This window comes from Flavobacterium endophyticum (genome assembly GCF_003634455.1).
GTDB lineage: Bacteria > Bacteroidota > Bacteroidia > Flavobacteriales > Flavobacteriaceae > Flavobacterium > Flavobacterium endophyticum.
This window is the reverse complement of record NZ_RBLC01000001.1, coordinates 1,728,749-1,750,316: the sequence shown is the minus strand read 5'-3', so window position 1 is coordinate 1,750,316 and position 21,568 is coordinate 1,728,749. Positions and strand designations below refer to the sequence as shown.

Genomic DNA, 21,568 nt, shown 5'->3' with positions numbered 1-21,568 from the left:
TCTGGAGTTTCGCCAAAATACAGTTGGTTGATTTTGTCTACGATAGTCTGCGCCAGCTTTTCATGGCTTTCAAAAGTCCATCCGGCAATATGAGGCGACAAGATAACTTTATCCGATTCCAAAAGATACTGGAACGCATCTGGAACTTTGTCTTCTTCAAACAGCGTCTCAAAAGATAGCTTTTCATATTCCAAGACATCGAGTCCGGCTCCTAATATCTTGTCAGATTTTAAGGCTTCGACCAAATCGGCTGTGACAACATTTTTCCCTCTTGAGGTATTAATCAGCCAAAATGGTTTTTCAAAAGCGTCGATAAAGGCTGTATTGACCAACTTGTCCGTTTCTGGAGTCCACGGAATGTGCAGGCTCAAGACATCTGCTTTTTCTTGGAGTTCTTGCAGAGAAACTTGTTTTGCATTGGCATCGCCTACATTTTCCAAGATATCATAACACAGTACTTCCACATCAAAGCCACGTAGCTTTTTGGCGAAGGATTTGCCCATGTTTCCGTAACCGATGATTCCTACGGTTTTTCCGTCTAGCTCGTGTCCGCGATTTTTCTCACGGTTCCAATGTCCGGAACGAATTTCTTGATCGGCTTGGTTCAGCTTATTAAAAAGTGAGAGTAACATCCCTAAAGAATGTTCCGCTACGGCATTTCGGTTTCCTTCGGGAGCAGCGATGAGATTTATATTTTTTGTTGCGGCATAATTGCAATCAATGCTTTCGAGTCCGGCACCGACTCTGGCAATAAATTGCAGATTGGCGGCTTTGTCTAGAAAGTTCTTGTCGATCTTAAACCGGCTTCGGATTACGATTCCGTGATAGTCTTGAATCTTGGCTTCGATTTCTTCTTTTGAGGATTTGAAATCTTCATGGTTGGTGAAACCTGATTCTTGAAGCTGATTCATGAGCAATGGATTATTGCTATCGATGTGCAGTATTTTTATGTCTTTCGGTATCATGCTTTGATGGAATTTCTTTCAAAGTTAAAAAATAATTCGCGACCCGACGCTCGCATTAGCGATTGAAGCGGCATCCTTTTCAAACTCTTTGAGTTTGGAAAGATAGAGCGGAAAGCGCGACCCTTGGGGAATGCCCAAATCTAAAATCCGAGGATAAGTTTTGCTATGGAGAAATAAATCAATATTCCGCAAATATCATTGCTGGTGGTAATAAAAGGGCCTGTTGCCAAAGCGGGATCGATTCCGAATTTGTTCAGCAATAAAGGGATGAATGTCCCGATAAGCGAAGCGATAATGATTACGGAAATCAGCGCAATCGTCACGATAATACCGATGATGAATTCTACGTTTAAGAGAAAGTGGCTTCCGATGAATAGTATCGAAGCGAGAATAACACCGTTCAAAAGGCTCAAGGAAATTTCTTTGATAAGTCGGTTGAAAAGCGAACCGCTCAAGGTGTTATTGGCAAGACCCTGTACGATAATCGCAGAAGATTGCACGCCTACGTTTCCTGCCATCGCGGCAATCAGCGGCGTAAAGAAAAAGAGGTTGCCGTGTTCCAGCATCGCGCCTTCAAAAAGACCGAGCACCCTTACGGTTATAAAACCGCCCAAAAGTGCCAGGACAAGCCACGGAAGTCGGGCTTTGGTCAGTTCTATGATGCTGTCATCCGCTTCAACGTCTTGTGAGATACCGGCCGCTAACTGGTAATCTTTGTCGGCTTCGTCCTTGATAACATCGACGATATCGTCGATGGTAATTCTTCCGACCAAGCGCCCCAGCTCATCGACTACAGGAATGGCTTCCAAGTCATATTTTTGCATGATACGGGCTACCTCAACGTCTTCGGTATCGACACGGACATAATCTACTTTAGGAATGTATACTTCACTGATCGGTGTTTTGGTAGAAGTCGTCAAAAGGTCTTTGAGCGACAGTCTTCCTTTTAGTCGGTTTTCGTCGTCAACTACATAAATAGAGTGTACTCTGGAAATATTTTCTGCCTGTATGCGCATTTCTTTGACGCAGGTGAGTACGTTCCAGTTTTCGTTTACTTTTACGAGCTCTTTCCCCATCAAACCCCCGGCAGTATCTTCATCATAGCGCAAAAGGTCGACGATGTCTTTGGCATGCTCGACATCGATAAGTTCTGAGATTACCTCATTTTTGATGTCGGTAGAAAGCTCGGCGATGATGTCTGCCGCATCATCGGTATCCAGCTCATCGAGCTCTTCGGCGATTTCTTTAGGCGAAAGCCTGCTTAGGATATTTTCTCGCAGGTCGTCTTCCAGTTCCAGAAGAATCTCTGCGGTTTTTTCACTATCAAGAATCTTGAAGATATAGGTAGCCTCATCAAAATCCAATTCGTCAAGGATTTCGGCAATATCAGCGTGGTGCATATCGTTGAGCAGGGTTTCCAGTTGCTGGTCGTTTTTGCTCAAGATTAATTCTTCAATCTGAAGAATAAGCTCCTTACTGATTTTAAACTGCATCGGCTTCTATTTTTTGGGTTATTGCTATAAATTGCTGTACATCCAGCTGTTCCGGACGGAGGTCAAAGATAGTATCTTCTCTCAAATTATCCGAAAGATTTAGAGATTTTAAGCTGTTTCGCAATGTTTTTCTTCGCTGCTGGAAACCTGTTTTTACTACATTAAAAAAGAGCTTTTCGCTGCACGGCAAGGTGAAGTTTTCTTTTCTTTTTAATCGTAACACGCCTGATTTGACTTTCGGCGGCGGATTGAATACGTTTTCATGTACCGTAAAAAGGTATTCGGCATCATAAAACGCTTGCACCAAAACAGACAGTATGCCGTAGGTTTTCGAGCCTTTTTTCTCACAGATTCTTTCGGCTACTTCTTTTTGGAACATGCCGGAAAACTCGGGAATCTGGTTGCGCAGCTCCAAAGCCCTAAACACAATCTGCGACGAGATATTATACGGAAAGTTCCCGATTATCGCGAACTGCTTTCCTTCAAAAACCTCATTGATGTTGTATTTCAGGAAGTCTTTAGAAATGATATGGTTGTGAAGCTTCGGGTAATTGGCATTAAGATAGTCTACCGATTCGGTGTCTATTTCAATTACGTACGTATTTATCGGCTTTTCGAGCAGGTATTTGGTCAGCACGCCCATTCCCGGACCGATTTCCAAAACATCTTCATATCCTTCAAAATGGAGGGTATCTGCAATTTTCTTTGCTATATTTTCATCCGTAAGGAAATGCTGTCCAAGATGTTTCTTGGCTTTTACTTTATCCATTTTGATTTGTGATTTTGGATTTATGATTTAGGCCGACTAAACGGTCTTGTGCTCGCTGATGAATTCCAGTTCGGTTCTGAAAGAAAGCATCTTGTCGCCGAATAGTTTCTGGCTTTCTTGGCGCAGTATGGGTGCATCTTCCAGATAGTATTTCTCTAGTTTTTCTCGTGAGTCTGTCCAAAACTGAACCGAATAGGTCTTCCCACCCATTTCTTCTTCCACCAAGACTTTCACAAGATGAGCCGACACAAATTTGCCTGTCGCCAAAACGGCCGGAATATGAGTGCGCTGCATCCAGTTCAGCCATTCGTCATGAACTGATTCGTGAATATTTGTAGTTACGTTGTATATGATCATTTCTTTGGAGTATTAGATTTTAGACTTCTTATTCGACGAATAGATTAGAAAATTCGTAATTCGTAATTCGTAATTCGTAATTCGTAATTCAACAATTACAAATTAGCATCACCGCGCAGCTGCCTGAATTTTTTCCTTGCTTCTACAAAATAAATGCTGTCTTCATGATTAAAGAGCACCTGCTCATAAAGTGCTTTGGCTTTTTCTATGTCTTTTAGTTGCTTGTTATAGATTTCAGCCGAGAAATAAAGCGCCTCGTCAATATAGATTCCGTCCTTATAATTGTCGATTATAATCTGGTATTGGCTTAGGGCGGCATTAAAGTCTCCAAGCTTTTCATAGGTTTGGCCGATGCGGAGCAAGGTTTCATCCTCAATATCTTGGCCTTTGTATTCTTTTAAGATGGATTGGAATTGCTCCAACGCTTCTTTATTTTTGTTTTGGTACAGCAGATAATCGCCTCTCGCAAATTTCTTTAATCCTACTTGGGTCGAATCGGCTACGGTATTATCATTAATCAAAAGGAATAATTCTAAAGCATCGTTAGCAATCAATTGTGTCGAAGCTGATTTGAGCTCTCGAAACTGCTTTAAGGCCCATTCAAAATCGGTCTTGAAATAGCTGGTCTTGGCAGCTTTTAAGCTGGCTTCGTGTCCGACCGCGTCGTTTTTCAAATCTTCTTCAATTTGCGAATAGTAAATCAACGCTTGGTTAAATTTTTCTTCATACAATAAAATATCCGCCAGCTCCATCTTTACGTCGGCCGTCTGGTATTTGCTCAAGGGCAGTTCGAGCGTACGTTTCAATATGGCTTTTCCTTCTTCTGGATTTTTCAGATTAAAGGTTGCGAAATGCGCCTGTAGCAATTGCAGCGACAGCGTATACGGACTCACGCCGTATTTTTTTACAAGCAAATCCAATTCGCTTTTTAAGGCAGGATAGTCTTTTTCGGGTGCCTTTTTTATCTTCGCTTCCATCAGGTAGTAATGCGCCGTAATCTGCAAATCCAGATCCTGCGTGTTTTCCAAAACAAAGGCAAAAATCTCCCTTGCGGTTTCTTCTTCGTTTTCTTCCATCGCCAATTCGGCAAGGTTTACGATGTTCGAAAAAGATTCCGGATCGCGCCTGTAGATTGCTTTTTCTTGTATAAAGGCTTTAGAATAGTCTTTTTGCTGTACAAAAAACCAACTCAGGAACTGGTTCCAAAAAATATCTTGGTTCTTCTGGGCACGTACCAAAAGTGCTTTGCGCAATGAGGTGTTGAATGATTCTTCGGCCTCTTCGGTCATAAAACGCGACAGCTGGTTTTGAATCATAATCGTGCTATTTGGGTTGGCAAAGGCTTCATCCAAAAACATTTCGATCATCTGGTCGGTATTGCCCTGCTGTCCGTAAAGCACGGCCATCTGGTAGTTGAAATTGAATTTCGGCTCGAGCTTTATTCCTAGCTTATAGGCTTCGAGCGCATAATCCAGCAAGACCTTTTTCTCAAAAGTATTGGCTATCGTATACACATTGGACGGATTCTCATTAATCTTGTCAATGGCCTGCTCGTAGTATTTTTTAGCTTTTGCCGCATCCTTTCGCAGTTGATAGTTGTAGCCAAGCTCGACCAAAAGCGACGGCTGCTTGAACTTTTCAAAACGTTCTTGGATGCGCTTTTCGGCATTGTCATATTGCTGCAGCTGCTGGTAGGATTCGACTATCTTTTGAAAATAGAAGCTATTCCCCGGCTGGTTTTTCAGCAGGTCGTCAAAACTGATGATGGCTTTCTCAAATTCTCCTTTATCAAAATAATTCATAGCCAGCTGCTCGTTTTGTCCAAAAACAAACAGCGACAGGAATAAATTCAATACGAGGAAAATCTTTTTCATCTTAGTGTAATGCAAAAGGATATAACAATGTACTAATATAACAATTTTAGAACTGAATTAGTACATTGCTACAGTAAACTATTGGTTAATTGTTCCTTAATTTATAATATCAAATCCAGTATACGGACGCAACACTTCTGGAATCACGATACCTTCTGGAGTCTGGTAGTTTTCAAGGATGCCTGCCAAAACGCGCGGCAATGCCAGCGAGCTTCCGTTCAAGGTATGCGCCAGATGGTTTTTGCCGTCCTTGTCTTTGAAACGCAATTTCAATCGGTTGGACTGGAAGGTCTCGAAATTAGACACCGAGCTGATTTCCAACCAGCGGTCTTGTGCCGTAGAGAACACTTCAAAATCATAGGTCATCGCAGAAGCAAAGCCCATATCGCCGCCACAAAGGCGAAGGATTCGGTACGGAAGCTTTAATTCATTCAAGATGGTTCTCACATGCTCAACCATGCCTTCTAAAGCTTCATACGATTTGTCTGGGTGTTCTACTCTCACGATTTCCACCTTGTCGAATTGGTGCAGACGGTTCAAGCCGCGCACGTGTGCTCCGTAAGAACCGGCTTCTCTCCTAAAGCAAGGCGTATACGCTGTTGCCAGGATCGGAAGTTCGTTTTCCTGCAACAGCACGTCACGGAATAAGTTCGTTACCGGAACCTCAGCCGTCGGGATCATATATAAGTTGTCTGTCGCATCATGGTACATCTGTCCTTCTTTGTCTGGCAGCTGTCCCGTTCCGTAAGCCGAAGCTTCGTTCACAAAATGCGGCACTTGAAATTCTTGGTAGCCTGCTTCAGTATTTTTATCTAAGAAATAAGTAATCAGGGCGCGCTGCAATTTGGCTCCTTTTCCTTTGTAGACAGGAAAACCGGCACCGGTAATCTTATTTCCTAATTCAAAATCAATGATATCATATTTTTTCACCAGTTCCCAGTGCGGTAATGCCTCGCCGTGCAAGTCTGGGATCTCTCCTTCCTGCAGGGTCGTTACGTTGTCTTCCGGCGTTTTTCCTTCTGGTACAAGATCGGCAGGAAGATTTGGCAACAGATACAGCTGCTCGGTAAGCTCTTCGGTATATACATCCAGCTTATCAGACAGTTCTTTGCTTTTTTCTTTTAATGAAACGGTTTTGGCTTTCAGTATTTCAGCCTTGGCTTTTTCGCCGCTTTTCATTAATTCGCCGATGTCTTTGGATAGCTTGTTCGATTCCGACAAAACATTGTCCATTTCAGCCTGTGTCGCTCTTCTTTTTTCATCGAGCTGCACGGCTAGTTCAACAATACTCTTGGCATCCATGTTTCTTTTTGCCAAAGCTTTGAGGACTTTCTCCTGGTTTTCTCTAATAAACGCTATCTGTAACATTATCTTGGTTTTTATAAGGTAGCAAATTTAATGAAAAAAGGTTGACAGTTGCAATGTTGGCAATTAACAAAGCATAAAGTTTCAAAAAGAGGCTAGACCCTAATAAATTAACATTTCGTGTGTTATTTTATTAATTACATTTGGAAAATTTTTCTTGATTATGAAAAAAATCTACTTGCTATTCGCACTATTTTTGTCCGCTTTTGGCTTTGCCCAAAACACTTCCTCTCCCAACAGCCATATTGCTGAAGCTGAGCGCAAAGCCGCCGCTAAGAAAATAAATTTTAGGACCAATCCGAATACAGAGAATTACGACGTGACCTATCACAGGCTCAAGTTTGAAGTATATCCTGATGCCTATTACGTTATTGGCGACGTGACGACTTATTTTAGAGCAAAACAAAATATGAGCACGGTAACTTTTGACCTGTCAGACGAACTGGTCGTAAGTTCTGTAAAGCAGCGTAATGTTCCACTGACTTTTACGCAAAGCGGAACCAATGAATTGGTCATCAACCTTCCTGCCGTACAAAACACGAACGTCTTAGATTCGCTAACAATCGTTTATGAAGGCGCGCCGCCTGCCGACAGCGATGGCTTCAACACCTATACGCATGCCGGAAATCCTGGGCTTTACACATTATCTGAGCCTTTCGGCGCCAGAGACTGGTGGCCTTGCAAGCAGGACTTGAACGACAAGGTCGAAAGCCTTGATGTGTATATAAAATCAGCCACACAATACACAAGCGTTTCAAACGGACTACAAGTCAGTGCGGTAAATAACGGCGACGGTTCAAAAACGACGCACTTCCACCACAGCTACCCGATTCCGGCTTATCTTATTGCTATTGCAGTGACAAACTATACAATTTTTACGCAACAGGCAGGAACCGCACCGCACACCTTTCCTATCGTAAACTATATCTATCCCGAAGGCCAGACGGCAACGCAGAACGACTTGGCCGTAACGGTACCGATCATGAACCTATTTGAGCAACTGTTCGAGACCTATCCTTTTGCCAATGAAAAATATGGGCATGCCCAATGTGCTCTTGGCGGCGGAATGGAACACACGACCGTTTCCTTCATGGGAGGCTTTGACCGAGGACTGATTGCCCACGAATTAGGCCACCAATGGTTCGGAGACAAGATTACCTGCGGCAGCTGGAAAGACATCTGGCTGAACGAAGGATTCGCGACCTATCTGTCTGGGCTTGTCATCCAAAACATGGATGGTGCTGGCGCCTTCAGATCATGGAAAAGCGGCCTGGTAAATAATATTACTTCGGCGCCAGGAGGTGCCGTATATCTTACGGATGACGAAGCCGAAGACGGCGACCGAATTTTCAGCAGCCGATTGTCGTATGACAAAGGAGGCATGGTCGTTCACATGCTTCGCTTTAAACTGGGTGATGCTGCCTTTTTCCAAGGCGTAAAAAATTACTTGGCCGACCCAAACTTGGCGTATGGCTATGCAACCACCAACGATTTAAAGGCCCATCTGGCCGCCGCTTCTGGAATGAATCTGGACGAGTTCTTTAATGACTGGGTCTACGGACAAGGCTATCCTACCTATACGATTACTGCCAGAAACTTTTCTCCTGGCGTAGCACGTTTTGTAGTCAACCAGACACAATCGCATCCTTCTGTTTCCTTCTTTGAAATGCCAGTTCCGGTAAGAGTAACAGGCGCTGGAGGACAGTCGTTAGATTTGGTATTAGACAATACTGCCAACAATCAAACGATCGACAAATTAGTACCGTTTGCCATTACAGGCGTTTCCTTTAATCCAAATGTGGATATCATTGCCAGAAACAGCACGATGACGTTAGGCAATGGAGAATTTGCTTTGGCGGAAGGCGTAAAATTATACCCGAACCCTACGTCTCATACCTTGCAATTGCAACTTCCTGATAATGTTGTTCTTGAAAAAGCCATTTTCTACAATGCCTTAGGTCAGGTTGTAAAAGAAGGGGCTTCTGAAATGTCTTGGGATGTTTCTAGCCTGCCAACAGGCGTCAATTTTATCAAGATAGTGACAGATGCCGGCACAAAACAGATGAAGTTCATCAAGGCGTAATCCGCCAATCATGGATATAAAAAAGCAGAAGTCGTCAAAACGCTTCTGCTTTTTTTATTGTAGAAAAATACGTTAGGCAATGGCTTTGATGCGGCTGACCATAAAGGCAATCAATACTCCAAAGATTCCGATAAACGCAAACGAAAACTGCAGTCCGTAGGCTTCGGCAATATAACCGATGACAGGCGGCCCCATCAAAAAGCCTAAAAAGCTCACGCTCGAAACAATCGTAAGCGCCTCGCCCGGAGCCACCGTCGTGTTTTTTCCGGCGATGCTGTAGACGGTCGGCACGATGGTCGAAACGCCAAGTCCCACGAGCATAAAAGCCAGCGTCGACGGAACCAAGTACGGCAAAAAGACCGAAGTAAACAGCCCGATCGAAATCAATAAGCCGCTCACCTGCAATACTCTTTTTCTTCCGTACTTAAAAATCAGCCTGTCGCCCAAGAATCGGCCCGAAGCCATCATGATCATGAAAGATGTATAGCCCAAAATCACCAACGGACCGGGCGCTTTCACGACTTCTTTAAAATAGACGCCACTCCAGTCAAACATTACGCCCTCGCTTGCCATACAGCAGAAACCGATGACGCCCAGCCAGATCAGCACGCTGTCGGGCTTGGCAAAAAGCTTTTTCTTCTCCTTGTTTTTCTTTTCTTTCGCCTTGATGAGGAATTTATAATTGGCGCCCATCAGCACAAAAACGATAACAGCCGTGATCGCAAAATGCTGCAACGGCGTCAGCTTCAAGGCCAGCATGGCAATACCAATCAAGGCACCCGTAAAGCCTGCCGTGCTCCATGCACCATGAAAAGACGACATGATTGTCCTTTTAAAAAGCTCTTCGGTATAAACGCCCTGCGTGTTCACGGCAATATTGCTCAGGTTTCCGAAGATGCCGAATAAGAAAAGCCCGGCCGAAAGATGCCACGGCTTTGTCGCCAGTCCTAGGTTGGTAAGCGCAAGCGCATAAAAGGCCAGCGAAAAGAGCAATATCCTATGGCTGCCGTATTTGGTGACGAGCTTGCCCGAAAAAGGCATGATAACGAGCTGACCGAAAGGCAGCGCAAACAGAATAGAACCCAAGTCGCTTTCGCTCAAGTGCAGCGAAGCCTTGATGTCTGGGATACGGCTTGCCCAAGTGGCAAAGCACAGTCCCATTGCAAAATAAAAAAGCGAGACCGCCCAGCGTATCCTTTTTAGGTACGACTCCTTGGCGTGTTTGTAGCCCTTGAGCTTCGGGCGGGTATTGAATCTGTTGATAAATCTGAATTCCATAAAAGGCAATAATTAGCGCGGCATGCAATAAAGCAGCAAATGTCCGATATTTCTATTAGGCAAGAAACTGTTCTAGCTTTTTTTGCTTTCGTACACTTCCGGATTCACCACTTTCGGCAGGCGTTCGTTGCGGATTCCTGCAATCGCGTTTTTCGCTGCCAAGATGGCCATGTTGTTGCGGGTTTCTTCGGTAGACGAGCCGATGTGCGGCAGCACCGCCACGTTCGGCAGGCTCAACAGCACATTGTCTTTGTCCATCGGTTCCGGATTGGTCACGTCAAGTCCGGCTCCCCAGATGGTCTTTTGCTGCAGGGCTTCCAGCAAGTCTTCTTCGTTGTGGATGGCGCCTCGGGCCGTGTTTACGAAAATAGCATTGGGCTTCATCTTGCCAAAAGTCTCCTTATTAAAAAGTCCTTTGGTCTCTTCGGTAAGATTGGCGTGCACCGAAATCACGTCGCTCTGTGCGAGCAATTCTTCAAACGATACTTTTTTGGCCTGCAGCTTTTCTTCGGCTTCCGCATTCTGGCTGCGGTTATGATAGAGAATGTCCATCTCAAAAGCACCCTTGCACGACTTGGCCATCTCAAAGCCGATCTTGCCGAGCCCGAAAACGCCCAAAGTCTTTCCTTGCAGGTCGAGCCCGATGTTGGCCATAGGCTCGAAAAAGTTCCAGTCGCCGTTCAGGATTCTCTTGTGGTGGAAAAAAGCCTTGCGCGCCGTGTTCTGCATCAGCAGGAAAGCGATATCGGCAGTCGCCTTGCTCAATACGTCTGGCGTGTGCCCGATCGGAATGCCGAGCCGCGTGGCTTCGGGAACGTCTACATTGTCATAGCCTACGGCAAATAGCGAAACGGCTTTCAGGTGGCTGCATTCTTTCAAGAAAGCGGCGTTGATGGTAGAGCGGCCCGCCGTGAGCAACGCATCGGCCTGCTTACAATGGTCGATAAGTTCCTGCTGGGTCAGCTCGCGCTTTTCTTCCCATTGTGTAATCTCAATTCCCGCCTCGCGGAAAAGGCGCAGTCCGGCCTCGGGAATTATTCTGGTGATAAAGACTTTCATTTCTTATGGTTTTGGGTGTGGTTCTGTGTTCTCGGCTTCGGCAACTTTACGATTAACAAATTTGTTTATCAAGATCTTTCGTTAGGTCTTATCCTAAATCTAAAATCCCAAATCAACAATCCTAAATTACCAACTGCTCGCATCATCCAACAACTGCATCGCTTCTGCATCGAGGGTAAGGTTCGGCGCCAAGATAATGCTCTCCAACTGGCTCGTGCTCGTCGCGCTCACGATAGGCGCGGTAACCGAAGGCTTGTGAAGCAGCCAAGCGAGGGCTACAGCGGCAGGCGTGGCTTTGTGGTGTTTGGACACTTCGTCGAGGGCGGCTAGTATTTTCAGGCCGCGTTCGTCAAAATACTTGTCCATATCGCCGCCTCTAGGGCTTTTAGCTAGATCGGCCTTGGTTCTGTACTTTCCGGTCAGGAAGCCGCTTTCGAGCGAGAAATAGGTAATCACGCCGAGGTTGTTTTCTAAAGCAAGGGCTTCGTAATTGGTTTCGTATTTTTCTCTGGCATAAAGGTTATAATGGGGCTGCAGGGTCTGGTAGCGCGGCAGTCCTTTGGCGGCACTGGCTTCGAGCGAGGCCTTGATGCGTTCTGGCGCCATGTTAGAAGTTCCGATCCAGCGGATCTTTCCGTCTTTTTCTAATTGGGCATAGGCTTCGAGCGTTTCTTCAACGGGCGTTTCTACATCGTCAAAGTGCGTCTGGTACAGGTCGAGATAGTCGGTCTTGAGCCGCTGCAGCGAGTCTTCAATGGCTTTAAGGATATAGGCTTTTTTCAATCCCTTTTTGCCATCGCCCATATCGGAACCTACTTTGGTGGTCAGGACAATGTCGTGGCGGTTTTTCTTTTCCTTGAGCCATTTGCCGATAATGCGTTCGGATTCGCCGCCCGTATTTCCGGGAGCCCAGCGCGAATAGACATCGGCCGTATCTATAAAATTAAATCCAGCTTCGGTAAAGCCGTTCAGTATCTCGAATGATTTTTTCTCATCCAGCGTCCATCCAAAAACGTTTCCTCCAAACGCAATCGGGTAGATATAGAGATCTGTGTTTCCTAGTTGTTGTTTTTTCATGGTTATAGTTGATAATTGATAATTGATAGTTGATAGTTCTTAGTTCTTAGTTGATAGTTCTTAATTCAAAATGCTACTAGCTTCTTCCCTCCATCACTCTCCACCGCCGCTTCAATAATCCGCATCACATTTACGCCGTCTTGGGCGGTAACGGGTTCTTCGGCACCGTTGGCAATGGCTTCGTACAATCCGTCAAAAAACTCAAAGTAGTTGCCGTGCAGCGTCGGTACGATCTCGCGGATGACTACGCTGTTGACTTCGGTATGCAGCAGTCCGGCCTTATAGTCGGGCTCGATGCCCCATTGCTCGCGGTTCGGCTTTTTGCCAAGCTTCAGCTCGTCTTCTTGTACGTCGCCGCGGCTTTTCAAGAAAGAGCCTTTCTTGCCGTGAATGATATACGACGGCAGGGCTTCGCGCACAAAAAAGCCGGCTTTCAACCGTACGCGGAAGCGCGGGTAATAGAGCAGCAGGTCGAAATAATCGTCTACGATAGAATGGTCTCTTGTCACGCGGATATCGGCATAGAGCGCTTCCGGAAAGCCAAACAGGGTCAGCGCCTGGTCGATGATGTGCGAGCCTAGGTCTTTCAGTATTCCGGCTCCGGCATTGGCAGTTTCTTTATGGATCTTAGGACTCAGGTTGGGATTATAGCGGTCAAAATGAATTTCTGCTTCTACGATCTCTCCCAAGATGTCGCGGTCCAAGACCTGCTTGACGGTCTTGAAGTCGCTGTCCCATCGGCGGTTCTGGAAAACGGCCAGCTTTAGTCCGTGTTCTTTGGCAAGAGCCTTGAGTTCTTCGGCTTCGGCTACCGTGGTCGTAAAGGCTTTTTCGACCAGCACGTTCTTTCCGGCCAGCAGGGCCTGCTTGGCATAGTCGAAGTGGGTTTCTACAGGGGTGTTGACAATCACAAGGTCGAGGGTAGCGTCTTGCAGCAGGGCTTCGAGCGAATCGTAGCTTCGGGCTTCGGGATAGTCTTCGTGCACGAGCTTTTTGCTGCGCTCCCACGAGCCGGCCAATTCAAAGCCCGGGTGCAGCGCGAGGAAGGGCGCATGGAATACTTTGCCTGACATTCCATAGGAAAGCAGGGCGGTTTTTATCTTTTTCATCCGTAGTGGTTTTGGTGCGAAGGGCGCCGGAGCGCTGTTTTTGGTTTCGGCCGTCGGCAGGGTGCCTCGGGATTCGAAAAAGTAAAGTTACGGACATCTTATAAAGTAGGAATCGGGATTGGAAAGATTAACAAACATTTAAAATATTGAAAAATGAATAATCCCGCCGTAAGTAAATAGAAAACACTATTTTTGTTCGCAATTATTGAATCTAAAACTACAAAATGGAAATAGTTATTAAGCTCTCGCAGTTTTTGTTGAGTTTATCCTTGCTGATCGTGCTTCATGAAATGGGGCATTTTATCCCGGCCAAATTATTCAAGACAAGGGTAGAGAAATTCTATCTTTTCTTTGACGTCAAATTTTCGCTTCTGAAGAAAAAAATCGGCGAAACGGAATACGGGATCGGCTGGCTGCCGCTGGGCGGCTACGTCAAGATCTCGGGCATGATCGACGAAAGCATGGACAAGGAGCAGATGGCCCTCCCGCCGCAGCCGTGGGAATTCCGTTCTAAGCCGGCTTGGCAGCGTTTGATTATCATGCTGGGCGGCGTTACCGTAAATTTTGTCTTGGCTATCATCATCTACATCGGCATGGCCTATGTTTATGGCAATACGTATATCGCGAATTCTGAAGTAAAAGACGGCATCTGGGTAACCAGCCCTGTCGGAGAAAAAATCGGATTCAAGACAGGCGACAAGATCTTGGCGATCGACGGCAAGAAGGTCGAGAAATTTGACGACGTACAGTACAACGTAAATTTTGCGAAGACAGCGACGATCAATAGAGATGGCGTGACGCAGGAACTCAAGCTTCCGGTAGACTTATTGGCTACGGTGATGAAAGAGGAAAAGAGCTATCTGAAATTGCGCATTCCGTTTACGGTAAGCAGCATTGCAGAGAATTCGCCCAATATAAATACGCTTGAAAAAGGGGACGTGATCTTGAGCATCAACGGCCAAAAGATGCGTTATGCCGACGAGATTGTGGCCTTTAACGAGGCAAACCCTGGAAAGACGTTTGACGCGGTTATTTTTAGAAAAGAAAAGGAAGAGCACGTCAAGCTGACGGTTGGCAAAGACGGCAAACTGGGCGTTGTGCAAGGCGGCCTTAAGGCAGAAAACTTAGAGAAATTAGGCTACTATAAAATCAGCCGCGAGACGTTTTCTTTTGCAGAATCGTTTCCGGCGGGAATCCAAAGAAGCAAAGACGAGCTGGGACGCTACTTTACGCAGCTAAAGGCGATCGTCAATCCAGATACGGGCGCTTATAAGGGCGTGGGCGGCTTCTATGCCATCTTTAATGTTTTTCCGAGCGTATGGAGCTGGGAGTATTTCTGGACCATCACGGCGTTCTTATCGATCATGCTGGGCGTAATGAACCTGCTGCCGATTCCGGCACTGGATGGCGGCCACGTGATGTTTTTATTGTTTGAAATGATTACCAGAAGAAAACCGAGCGAAAAATTCCTAGAGCGCGCCCAAGTGGTTGGCTTCTTTATACTTATAGCACTGGTACTGTTTGCTAATGGCAACGACATTTATAAGGCCATCGTGAAATAGAAAAAAAATTGAAAAATTTCTTCGTTTTTATTTGCAAGAAATAAATTTCGCCTTATATTTGCACCGCTTTAAAAGGCAATACGCCTTCCTCCTTAGCTCAGTTGGTTAGAGCATCTGACTGTTAATCAGAGGGTCCTTGGTTCGAGCCCAAGAGGGGGAGCAGAAAAAGAAAAGACGATCAGAAATGGTCGTCTTTTTTGTTTTCTATATTTTCTATAAAATTGTTCTTAGCTAAAACTAGATATCCAAAGAACATATATTTTCGATACTTTTGATTCATATCGTTACATGAAAACTTTTATAGAAAATATGAAGAAAAACAATCTAAAGATTCTAAAAAAAATTCTTTTTTACATCTTGTTATTAGCGAATGCCAATTCTTTTTCACAAAACTTATTGTTAAATCCAAGTTTTGATGGCACATATGGCATTAATGGGGAATATGCTGGCTGTGCTCCCAATTATTTTTACAATCCTAACTGGAATGGCAATCCTTCTTCTGTTATCAATTTTTCTAAAAGCACGTCTGTCTCAAGAACCGCTCCAAGCAGTCAAAAAGTAGTAATCCAGACTATTTCGGGATATTCCTATTTTGCTCAAGAATTTATGGTAAAAGGCGAGAGAACATTAAAAGCAAGTATTTGGATAAAACCAGAAATAGTGCCCACAGGATCTCCAAAACAAAAAGTAGATTTAATTATACGATCTGATGTACCTAGTTTCCAGCATATCGTTTCTAAAGAATTTGAACTAGAAAACAACAATCAATGGCAAAAGATAGAAGTAGTTGGCAATACAAATTGTTTAATCAATGGAAATAACGAAAATAAATTTTATTTCTTCTTAAACTTTAAAACATCTGGCACCCTATATTTAGATGACGCCAGTGTTACTGACGAAACCAATTTAATAGACAGCACAACAAATCTAATCTCAAATCCAAATTTTGAAGGAAACTATGGTACCTCTGGTGAATTTCTTGGTTGTGCTTCTCCTTATTTTTTCAATCCTAATTGGGGCGTTAACCCAGCATCAGATATAGTTTTCTCAAAAGACACTGATAATTCGATATCAGGACGAGCTTGTCAAAAGGTCGTCATAAACTCCATAAATGAATACTGTTACTTTGCTCAAGGACTATATGTTCAACCCAACAGGAAGCTGAAAGCAAGTATCTGGATTAAGCCCACAAGCAATAACTTTGAGGTAGAATTTGCTTTAAGATCAAGAAGCCTATATAATCCATTTATCGCGAATAAAATCTTTAATGTCGTTCCTAACGAATGGCAAAAAATTGAAATTTTTGGAGACACAAAAAATTTGGTTTCCTTAAGTCATTCACACAACCTTGATTTTTTTATAAATTTTAAATCTACCGGCACCGTTTATTTAGAAAATGCGAGTGTTACAGACATTACAGACTTAACATTAGAAAATATTGAAAATGGATTAGAAAATATTTTAAAAAATGGTGATTTTGAATACGATTATAATAATATAGGCATTTCTCAAAACTACGACTATACTGTAAATTGGGGTGGTTCAACTTCTGTAATCTTTTCAGAAGATAATTGCAGTCCGTATAACGGCTTAAGTTGTCAAAAGATTACTCTCAGTTCTAAACCTTCCATTTTTCATTATTTTCAGAGATTTGAAGCAAAAGGAAGCAAGATATACAAAGCTTCAATTTGGGTAAAATCTCCAGATAATGTCGAAATTGATTTTACGTTAAGATCAACATTACTTCATACTCCACGAATTTCTTCAGCAAAAACTTTAAGAGTTTCCGATCAATGGCAAAAAATTGAAATAATTGGCGGCCTAGGAAGCAATGTTGATGAAGATCAAGTGTATTCTGTAGATTTTTTTGTGGACTTCAGAAACACGGGCACCTTATATGTTGATAACGCTAGCGTAGTAGATGTCACTGACATTATTAAACAAAAAAATGTTTCCGCTTCTACATTAGGCCATGCTATCCCTCGATCATTTTTCGGCATGCACATTAATAAATTAGGTTCAGATGAAGATGTGATACATAATCCAAATGCACATCAAGTATGGCCTCCAGTAAATTTTGGCATGCTAAGAATGTGGGATACCGGTACAAAATGGTCTGACCTTGAGCCTTCCGATGATCAATTAAATTGGGACAGACTTGATTTATATGTTAACAAGAGAAACGACAATGATCCTGGCTGTGAAATTATTTATACTCTTGGAATGTCTCCTAATTGGGCTTCAAATAGTACCATTCCTTTTGCTGATTATATTCCTTCAGCGTATCAATCGGTATCGGGAAATATGCTATATCAATGGGAGGACTACGTCCAGAAAATCGGGGAAAGGTATAATAACAAAATTAAGTACTGGGAAATTTGGAATGAGGTTGAAGTGTTTTTTAATCAAGGTAATGGTAATGACAATAGCGGAATAACATTAAACAAACTTGCTGAATCGGCATATACTATTTTAAAAGAAATAAACCCAAACAATATCATATTATCGCCTAATTTCACTACATCTACCGGAGCTAGCGATTTTCTTTTTAAATGTAACGGCAATTATTATTTTGATGTGTTTTCATTTCATAAATATACAGGGGCTAATCCCGAAAGCGATATCGGAATATTTTTTGGCTATAGAAATTTATTAGATAATTACGGACTCAACAACATCCCTATCTGGAATACAGAAGGTTCAAATACCGAAGGCTTTGACGGTCCTTGCGCTAGCGGCGATGTAGCTTGCCAAAAAAGAAGAATTGGCGCCGTTTCAAGAGCCTATATTGTTCAATGGCTTTATGATGTCAAAAATTTCAATTGGTATTTTTGGGAACCGTATATATCCTCTACTGAAAATTGGGTCAATTCCGGCACTACACTAAGCGTATCAAATTCCGGCACAAATTCTGTCTTAACAATTGCAGGAACTGCTTATGCCCATCTTACCGATTGGCTTGTTGGAAAAAGCATACAGGATAAATCAATAGATCATCTCGGAAACTGGGTAGTGAAAATTTTTAATCCTTCCACCAACAGTTCCGAATACATTTTATGGAATGAAAAAAACCAAGCAAATTCATATAGTATAAATCAGGATTGGGGAATTGGCTTCAAAAAAGATTTATATGGAAATACAGAAGTAGTTTCTACAAATACGATCATGATTGATTCTGCACCCATTTTATTGCTTTCAGAACTTGATCAAGAAAGAAATAACTCAAAGGTTACAAAAGAAACTCCAAAAGAAACCATTACTGTATTCCCAAATCCAGCCGATAATTTTCTAAACGTCTATTCTTCACAAGAAAACAGTATTCTGGAAGGAAACTTATTCGATTTAACTGGAAAACTAATCATAAAAAACATTCAATTAAACGAAGGAATCACCACTATAGACATAAAGGGGATTCAAAAGGGTGTTTATATATTAAAAGCAGTAAATTCACAAAACGTAGTTTTTACGAAGAAAGTCATTATTAAATAATTTATAGATTTGAGCCTGGGAGGGAGTAAAAGAAAAGACGACCGGAAATGGTCGTCTTTTTTATTTCATTAGATTTAGGATATCTCGTAAATATCATTTTTTACTTTTCATCTAAATCTCCTCAATACCAATATTTTTAAAAAATTCAAAAGTCCCATCATATATTGTTGAAGGTCTAGTATGATCTTCACGATCTCCTTCGGGAATAAAAATTACCATTCCTTGTCTCGCTCTAGTTAATAAGACCCTATAAGAATTAAGCAAGTAGCCTTTCTTTTCTTCATTATTTATGTTATTCCATTGAGTCCCTATAAACTTCTTAAAATTCCACTTATTTTCATTATAAAAGAAATTTCCATCCCAAGCAATACAAACGTAATCCAGCTCAAGACCTTGAACAAAAAACTCGGTAGCAATTTCTTCTAGAAAAAAAGAAGAACGGACATCTTCTTTACCATTTAAAAACCAATGCGGTGCAGAAATCTTTGTTTTAGCATTAATACCAAATGGTTTTAATCTATGTGCTCCAGAAGATGCTACTATACCTATCCTATCAGAACCTTTGGCTTTACCTTTAAGCCAATTTTTAGCAGTAGCCAAATTTCTCGTTATTTTTATAGGATAGTCTTTTTCTATAGATTGTTTATAAATTCTTTTGGCCTCATCTAAATCATTTGCTACAATTTGATGAACAAAATTTGACAATTGGGCGCTTCTAAACGATCGTAGAGAAACTGATAAATGTAGCGCTGATTCTTTTTTTGCTTTTCTTTCCTTTAATATCTCTAAAACTTTTTCATCCTTGATATAGGTAGTATCTTTTTCAATTTCTGAAGAATAATATATATTCCAATTTTGAAACTTATTCTTGAAAGGTAAAATCCACCCTTCAAGACCTATTTCGCCCGTATTGATTTCTTGACCTCCACCAACTAAACAAACAATAGTACACCAATCCTCATGCCTATCCATTACTTTAATAAGAAATTCCGGCTCAGACATATTGAACTCAAAATTATTTTTATTTGTACGCATGAATTTTGAGGCTTGTTCTTTTGTCCATGCTCTTTGTGCTTCATCAAAAATGGCTACTTTTTCAATCGGAGCTTTTTTTTCCTTGATATAAGCGTCTCTAAAATGATGTATGTTTTGTATAAGCTTTTTTACTGGCTGACTTTCGATACTTTTTCTAGAAAGCAAACCTTCTTCTTTAGGATTTTTAAATTTGTCTTGAATTAATGCGGCTTTTAAAACCTCAACTAAAGGAACATTCCCAGAAAGAAAAACCGCATGTTCTTCGTCTTCATGACTTAGTCGTAGATTCGCAATATTCAAACCTGCCAAAGTTTTCCCAGCTCCGGGAACACCGGTTATGAAACAAATTGATTTTTTCTTATTTAATTTAGAAGAATCTATAATTTCCGAAATCCTCGATGAAGTTACCGTAAGATTTTCCCCAGCATCATTTCGTGAAATATCTTCTACAGAATGGTTTTTGAATAATATTGTCGCCGCCTCTATAATAGTTGGGGTTGGTTTATAAATAGAATTTTCCCAATTCGAAATATCTATTTTTTTATCCTTATCCTTAAAATATACAATACATTGTTTTAAAATCTTATTTAAGTTATTGGAGTTCGCAACAATTGTGTCGTATAAGTTTTCATAGATTGGATTAAACTGTGGTTCAATAGGTACCGCTTTATCCGATATTAGAATTGGTAGAATTATCTTATTATGACTTCCCTCATGAAAATTATTCAAATCTAGACCATAATCAAAAACTTGGTCTTTTGCATATTTATCATAAAGCTTTGATCCTATTTTAAATTCTAAAATAAAAATGCAATTGTCTACAATCAATATATTATCAACTCTCTTTCCCATTCTAGGGATAGTAAACTCAAAATATATTTTACCTGATAAATTGTCTAAGGAATTTTTTAAAATAACAATTTGCTCTTTCCACGCATTTGCTTGTTGGATGTTTAGTTTGTGCAAATCATAATTACGTGTAATTTGTCCAAAAATAGAATCAGAATTTTCTAAGACAAACTTGTCTGCAAAATTTGAATAAAAAGCCCTATTCATCGAATAAGTCTTTTATTTTAACACCAAGAGCAATAGCTAACCTTTCAATAATCTCAATTGAAACATTTCTTTCGCCCTTTTCAATAGTTGGCAAATAGGTTCTATCAATTTCCGCGAGATTAGCTAGCTTTTCTTGCGACAGTCCTCTTAGTTTTCTAAGTTCTTTTATCTTAAGCCCAAATTTTTGCTTTATATCCATACTAACAAAAATTGGAAAATGATGACTATAAAACAACGGAGTCCAGTCTGCTTTTTTATAAAAATAAAACTGATCAAATCAATAGCTGACATTCCACCAACCTTCCTTAACAACAACATACGATTAACAAAAAAAAGCCCAATACTTTCATATCAGGCTTTTCATTAACCAATCTATATTTACCCCTTAACCACTTCAAGGTATTTACGCCGCTATGCGTCGTAATCTTAAATTTCAGTCCAAACATACATCAAAACAAAATGGAAATTTTGGACAATGAATATCCGTCAGCTTCTGTCATTAATTCGTTCCGATATACTACAGAATCGTTTTAAGGAAATTTCAATTCCAAGACTCAACGCGATGACCCCCTAAAAACAAATTTACTATAGCTGTCAACTGTGTTGGACACCTCAAAATGACCTCACTTTAGCCTGTCAACTGTGTTAGACGGCTTCTCCCGAGTTGAAAGAAGCTGTCAACTGTGTTAGACATCTTAAAACGACCTCACTTTAGCCTGTCAACTGTGTTAGACGGCTTCTCCCGAGTTGAAAGAAGCTGTCAACTGTGTTAGACACCTTAAAATGACCTCACTTTAGCCTGTCAACTGTGTTAGACGGCTTCTCCCGAGCTGAAAGAAGCTGTCAACTGTGTTAGACACCTCAAAACGACCTCACTTTAGCCTGTCAACTCTGTTAGACGGCTTCTCCCGAGCTGAAAGAAGCTGTCAACTGTGTTAGACACCTCAAAATGACCTCACTTTAGCCTGTCAACTATGTTAGACGGCTTTTTTTAAGC

Annotated in this window: 14 protein-coding genes, 1 tRNA gene and 1 pseudogene; 4 read left to right on the top strand and 12 right to left on the bottom strand. The window is 41.9% G+C overall.

Going from position 1 to position 21,568, the window contains the following annotated elements; translation table 11 throughout:
- Positions 1-8: 8 nt before the first annotated feature.
- From CLV94_RS07915 to serS, 6 genes and pseudogenes are all read right to left on the bottom strand, one after another.
- Positions 9-965 (bottom strand): annotated as a pseudogene (locus CLV94_RS07915) (2-hydroxyacid dehydrogenase); the annotation flags it as partial.
- 140 nt (positions 966-1,105) lie between these two features.
- Positions 1,106-2,458 (bottom strand): magnesium transporter, encoded by a 1,353-nt coding sequence (gene mgtE / locus CLV94_RS07910; protein WP_121375859.1) that lies wholly within the window; start codon positions 2,456-2,458, stop codon positions 1,106-1,108.
- Positions 2,448-3,227: a 16S rRNA (adenine(1518)-N(6)/adenine(1519)-N(6))-dimethyltransferase RsmA gene (gene rsmA, locus CLV94_RS07905; RefSeq protein WP_121375858.1), complete on the bottom strand. Its 780-nt coding sequence runs from the start codon at positions 3,225-3,227 to the stop codon at positions 2,448-2,450. Before rsmA ends, mgtE begins: the two co-directional genes overlap by 11 nt.
- 36 nt (positions 3,228-3,263) lie before the next feature.
- Positions 3,264-3,584 (bottom strand): DUF4286 family protein, encoded by a 321-nt coding sequence (locus CLV94_RS07900; RefSeq protein WP_121375857.1) that lies wholly within the window; start codon positions 3,582-3,584, stop codon positions 3,264-3,266.
- Between the two features lie 95 nt (positions 3,585-3,679).
- Positions 3,680-5,458 carry a tetratricopeptide repeat protein gene (locus tag CLV94_RS07895; RefSeq protein WP_121375856.1) on the bottom strand — a complete coding sequence of 593 codons (1,779 nt, stop codon included), beginning with the start codon at positions 5,456-5,458 and terminating at the stop codon, positions 3,680-3,682.
- A gap of 96 nt (positions 5,459-5,554) precedes the next feature.
- Positions 5,555-6,826, bottom strand: a complete 1,272-nt coding sequence (gene serS / locus CLV94_RS07890) for a serine--tRNA ligase (RefSeq protein WP_121375855.1) — start codon at positions 6,824-6,826, stop codon at positions 5,555-5,557.
- A gap of 160 nt (positions 6,827-6,986) precedes the next feature.
- Between serS and CLV94_RS07885 the strand changes: the two genes are divergently transcribed.
- The gene (locus CLV94_RS07885) at positions 6,987-8,906 is read left to right on the top strand and encodes a M1 family aminopeptidase (protein WP_121375854.1); all 1,920 of its coding nucleotides are present in this window, start codon (positions 6,987-6,989) and stop codon (positions 8,904-8,906) included.
- Positions 8,907-8,978: 72 nt separating this feature from the next.
- Here the strand turns inward: CLV94_RS07885 and CLV94_RS07880 are convergent, their stop codons facing one another.
- From CLV94_RS07880 to CLV94_RS07865, 4 genes are all read right to left on the bottom strand, one after another.
- Positions 8,979-10,184, bottom strand: a complete 1,206-nt coding sequence (locus tag CLV94_RS07880) for an MFS transporter (protein WP_121375853.1) — start codon at positions 10,182-10,184, stop codon at positions 8,979-8,981.
- Positions 10,185-10,256: 72 nt separating this feature from the next.
- Complete coding sequence (locus CLV94_RS07875) at positions 10,257-11,243, bottom strand: 2-hydroxyacid dehydrogenase (protein ID WP_121375852.1); 987 nt, start codon at positions 11,241-11,243, stop codon at positions 10,257-10,259.
- A gap of 126 nt (positions 11,244-11,369) precedes the next feature.
- Positions 11,370-12,320: an aldo/keto reductase gene (locus CLV94_RS07870; protein ID WP_121375851.1), complete on the bottom strand. Its 951-nt coding sequence runs from the start codon at positions 12,318-12,320 to the stop codon at positions 11,370-11,372.
- A 65-nt stretch (positions 12,321-12,385) separates the two neighbouring features.
- Positions 12,386-13,429: a Gfo/Idh/MocA family oxidoreductase gene (locus tag CLV94_RS07865; RefSeq protein ID WP_121375850.1), complete on the bottom strand. Its 1,044-nt coding sequence runs from the start codon at positions 13,427-13,429 to the stop codon at positions 12,386-12,388.
- Positions 13,430-13,653: 224 nt separating this feature from the next.
- On the opposite strand from CLV94_RS07865, the gene rseP reads away from it, so the two are divergent.
- From rseP to CLV94_RS07850, 3 genes are all read left to right on the top strand, one after another.
- Positions 13,654-14,991, top strand: a complete 1,338-nt coding sequence (gene rseP / locus CLV94_RS07860) for an RIP metalloprotease RseP (protein ID WP_121375849.1) — start codon at positions 13,654-13,656, stop codon at positions 14,989-14,991.
- Between the two features lie 86 nt (positions 14,992-15,077).
- A tRNA-Asn gene (locus tag CLV94_RS07855) sits at positions 15,078-15,151 on the top strand.
- Positions 15,152-15,300: 149 nt separating this feature from the next.
- The gene (locus tag CLV94_RS07850; RefSeq protein WP_211331182.1) at positions 15,301-18,480 is read left to right on the top strand and encodes a T9SS type A sorting domain-containing protein; all 3,180 of its coding nucleotides are present in this window, start codon (positions 15,301-15,303) and stop codon (positions 18,478-18,480) included.
- A 111-nt stretch (positions 18,481-18,591) separates the two neighbouring features.
- On the opposite strand, the gene CLV94_RS07845 is transcribed toward CLV94_RS07850, so the two are convergent.
- Positions 18,592-20,571, bottom strand: coding sequence for a DUF2075 domain-containing protein (locus CLV94_RS07845; RefSeq protein WP_121375847.1), 1,980 nt, complete (start codon positions 20,569-20,571; stop codon positions 18,592-18,594).
- Positions 20,564-20,770, bottom strand: a complete 207-nt coding sequence (locus CLV94_RS07840; protein ID WP_121375846.1) for a helix-turn-helix domain-containing protein — start codon at positions 20,768-20,770, stop codon at positions 20,564-20,566. The genes CLV94_RS07845 and CLV94_RS07840 overlap by 8 nt, the downstream gene beginning before the upstream one ends.
- Positions 20,771-21,568: the final 798 nt, after the last annotated feature.